3 protein-coding genes are annotated in these 4039 nt (G+C 70.4%); all 3 read left to right on the forward strand.

Features of this window, described 5'->3' with window-relative positions; translation table 11 throughout:
- Positions 1 to 1166: SbcC/MukB-like Walker B domain-containing protein (locus tag VF665_RS22370; protein WP_331055696.1), on the forward strand; the 1166-nt coding region annotated here is incomplete at its 5' end.
- Positions 1167 to 1220: 54 nt separating this feature from the next.
- Entirely contained in the window at positions 1221 to 2723 is a 1503-nt protein-coding gene (gene trpE, locus VF665_RS22375; RefSeq protein WP_331055697.1) for an anthranilate synthase component I, read from the forward strand.
- A 415-nt stretch (positions 2724 to 3138) separates the two neighbouring features.
- On the forward strand, positions 3139 to 4039 hold a 901-nt coding region (locus VF665_RS22380), incomplete at its 3' end, for a TonB-dependent receptor plug domain-containing protein (RefSeq protein WP_331055698.1).

Consider the following 4039-nt stretch of genomic DNA (forward strand, 5'->3'; position numbering starts at 1 on the left):
GGGCCGCCCTCGTGCAGGACGGAAAGTGGTGGGCGCGCCGCCACGAGCAGCTGGAGCCCAAGCCCGAGGACGTGGGCGAGCTGGAGACGAGCGTCCGCGTCCTTTCCGAGCAGATCGACGACCGCGCCCGCAAGCACACCCGCTGCCAGAGCGCCGTCCGCGAGCGCGACGAGCTTTCGGCGGATCTCACGCAGCGCGTGGCGCGGCGCGAGCAGCTGGGCGCGGAGATCCAGTCGCTCCCCTCCGGCTACGACGCCGCCGAGCACCGCCAGGCGGAAAAGCGGCTGGGCGAACTGCGCGAGTTGGAAAAGCGCGCCGCCCGGCTGGACGAAACCGCCGCCCGCCGCCCGCACTGGGCCGCGGAGCAGGAGGCCGCCCGCGCCCGCGAGGCCGACGCGGTGGAGCGCGGCCGCGCCGCCGCCGGCGAGCGGGGCGCCCTCGCCTTTTCCGAGGAAGCCTTCGCCTCCGTGCGGGCGGAGCACGAGCGCGCCGACGCCGCCCTGCGCGGCGCGCAGCTGCACGAGGCCGACGCCAACGGCAACGTGCGCACGGCCGAAGAAGCCGTGCAGGCCGCCCGCCGCGCCGAAACCGAGTTCGAGGAGCGCAGCCGCGCCGTGGAGGCGCAGGAAGAAGACCTGCGCTACCACGACGAGCTGGACGCCGCATACAGCGAACTGCGCCAGGAGCTGAACGACCAGGTGCGCCCCGAGCTTTCCGAAATCGCCTCGGCTTTCCTGTCGCAGCTTACGGACGGGCGCTACACGGCGATGGAAATCGACGAGGCGTACAACCTCATGGTGCTGGACGAGGGCGAGGAAAAGCCCGTCATCTCCGGCGGCGAGGAAGACATCGCCAACCTGGTGCTGCGCCTTTCCCTGTCGCAGATGATCGCGGAGCGCGCGGGCCACCCGCTCTCCCTGCTGATCCTGGACGAAGTGTTCGGCTCGCTGGACGTGGCCCGGCGCGACAACGTCGTCCAGCTTCTGCACCACCTGGAAGACCGCTTCGAGCAGGTGATCCTCATCACCCACATCGACGGCATCCGCGAAAGCCTGGACCAGGTGCTGCGGGTGGATTACGACGAGCGCGCCGGCACCTCGCGCGTATACGAAGAAAACGTGAACGGCGGCGCGGAGTTCCCCGAGGCCCCCATGGCCGCGGACTGATCGCGCCCGCGCCGCACCTCGCGCGCGCCTCCCTCATCCCTGAAGTCCGTCCGAATGCCGTCCTACACGCCGTCCCTCCCCGACTTTCTGCGGCTGGCCGGGGATGCCACCCTGGTGCCGGTGTCGCGCGAGTTTCTGTTCGACACCGACACCGCCGTGTCCGCCTTCTACAAGCTGGCGCGCCCGCCCTTCGGGTTCCTGCTGGAATCCGTGGTGGGCGGCGAGCGGTGGGCGCGCTACACCCTGCTGGGAAGCGAGCCCCGCTCGGCGTGGCGCCTGCGCGGCACCCGGGTAGACACGTGGACGCCGGACGGGGGATGGACGGAGCCGGTGGAATCCGCCGACCCGCTCGGCGACTTCGACGCCCTGCTGCAGGCGCACCGCCCCGCGGAGGTGCCCGGCCTGCCGCGCTTCTGGGGCGGGGCGGTGGGCTACTTCGGATACGACGTCGTTCGCCTGATCGAGCGGCTTCCCGACGTCCCCGCCGACGACCTGGGGCTCCCCGACGCGGTGTTCATGTTCACGGGGACCACGATCATCGTCGACAACCTCTTCAACCGCGCCCGCGCCGTCATTGCGGTCGAAACGCAAGGGGTGTCACAAGATGAGTTGGAAAGGCGTTATCATTCCGCGACACGGGAAGTGGAAGCCCTGATCGCGCGGCTGGGCGACGCCGCCGGCCCCGCGCCGCTGGCCCTGGCCGCGGGGGACGAGGACCCCGGCTTCACCAGCACCTCCACCCCGGAGCGCTACCAGGACGGCGTGCGCCGCGTGCAGGAGTACATCCGCGCCGGCGACGCCTTTCAGGTCGTGCTCTCGCAGCGGCTCACCGTGCCGCTGCGCGCGCGCCCGTTTGACCTGTACCGCGCCCTGCGCACGCTCAATCCGTCGCCGTACCTGTTCTACCTGGAACTGGACGGAATGCAGCTGATCGGGTCGTCGCCCGAGGTCATGGTGCGGCTGGAGGAAGGGACCGTCACGGTGCGCCCCATCGCGGGCACCCGCCGCCGCGGGCGCGACGAGGCGCACGACGACGAGCTCGCCGCCGACCTCCTGGCCGATCCCAAGGAGGTAGCCGAGCACCTGATGCTGCTGGACCTGGGGCGCAACGACGTGGGCCGCGTGTCGCGCTGGGGCACGGTGCGCGTGCCGCAGCGCATGATGATTGAAAAGTACTCGCACGTGCTGCACATGGTCTCCACGGTGGAGGGCGCGCTGCGCGAGGGGCTTTCGGCCATGGACGTGTTCCGCGCCTCCTTTCCCGCAGGCACGGTGTCGGGCGCGCCCAAGGTGCGGGCCATGGAAATCATCGACGAGCTGGAGCCGGTGCGCCGCGGGGCCTATGCCGGCGCGGCGGGCTACTTCGGGTACGGCGGGCGCTCCATGGACACCGCCATCGCCATCCGCACCGTGGTGGCGCGCGACGGAAAGGCGCACGTGCAGGCCGGCGCCGGCATCGTGGCCGACTCGCGCCCGGCCGACGAGTACGATGAAACGCTCAACAAGGCCCGCGCGCTGCTGCGCGCGGTGCGCATGGTGGAGCAGCCGGAGGGCTGAAACGGCCGCAGGGGAGAGTCCGGGGCCGGGCGTGATGCATCGGTGGCAGGGAGCAGAAGTGCTCTTGACATGATCGAACGCCCGTTCTATATACCAGACATTCCAGCCATACGGTTCTCCGCTTCCCTGTCGTTCGCGCCCTTTCCGACGTTCCCAATCCTGTGGCCTACGCGCTCCGGCGCGCTCTCATATCCGTCGTTGTTCGCAATCCGTCCACTCTTCCAGGAGGTCTTCCAGCGAGCCCGTTTATTCACCAGAAGGCTGTACCCCGATCGGGCGACTCCGCGCTTCTCGTGTGAACCGCGGCGGCCGTCTGGCGGCGACGGAGAGCGCATGCCGCGCGTCTCCGATTCGCACGGATCGGATCCAACCTCGGTGGCCCGCAGGGGGCTGCCGAACCACAGGAGGACGAGGAATGCAAAACTTCCGTCGGCTGATCGCGGTCGTGATCGCGGCGGCCCTCACGCCCGTTGCCTTGCTGGCGCAGGACGCCGCAACGGTAACCGGCCGCGTGACGAACGCTCAGGGCCAGCCCGAGCCCTCGGTGCTCGTGCGCATCGAGAGCCTCAACGTAGGATCCCCCACCGGTCCGGACGGCAACTACCGCCTGTCCATTCCGGGCGCCCGCATTCGTGCGGGGCAGAGCGTGACCATCACGGCCACGCGCCAGGGCCTGGGCACCGTCTCCCGCCAGCTTACGCTGTCGCCGGGCGCCAGCCTGACCCAGAACTTCCAGATGAGCACCAGCGTCATCCAGCTCGACGAGCTGGTGGTGACCGGTGTGGCCGCGCCGACGTCGCGGGCCCGCGTTCCGTTCGAAGTCGCCAGCGTGACCGCCGAGGACCTGGTGGTTCCCGCGACCTCCGCGGCCGGCGCCATCCAGGGCAAGGTCGCCGGTGCGCGCGTGGTGCAGGGCAGCGGACAGCCGGGCTCGGCCCCGTCCATCCTGCTGCGCGGCCCCACGAGCATCAACGCCACCGGCCGCACGCAGGACCCGCTCTACATCGTGGACGGCGTCATTCTGGGCGGCGGCAACGGCCTGGGCGACATCGACCCCCAGGACATCGAGAGCATCGAAGTGGTGAAGGGCGCCGCCGCTGCCTCGCTGTACGGCTCGCGCGCCGCCGCCGGCGTCATTCAGGTGCGCACGCGCCGCGGCCGGAACCTCTCGGGTGAGCGCACGCGCTACACCACCCGCCTCGAGGCCGGCAAGAGCGACATCGAACACTACATCGACGTCGCCCAGCACCACCCGTGGCGCATGAACGCGGACAAGACTCGCTTTGTGCGCGCCAACGGCACCGAGTACGACTGGA

The organism is Longimicrobium sp., from assembly GCF_036387355.1.
GTDB lineage: Bacteria > Gemmatimonadota > Gemmatimonadetes > Longimicrobiales > Longimicrobiaceae > Longimicrobium.

Excerpts from the sequence above, each read along its gene's own strand:
- trpE (WP_331055697.1), top strand. The coding sequence starts at position 1,221 with ATGCCGTCCTACACGCCGTCCCTCCCCGACTTTCTGCGGCTGGCCGGG.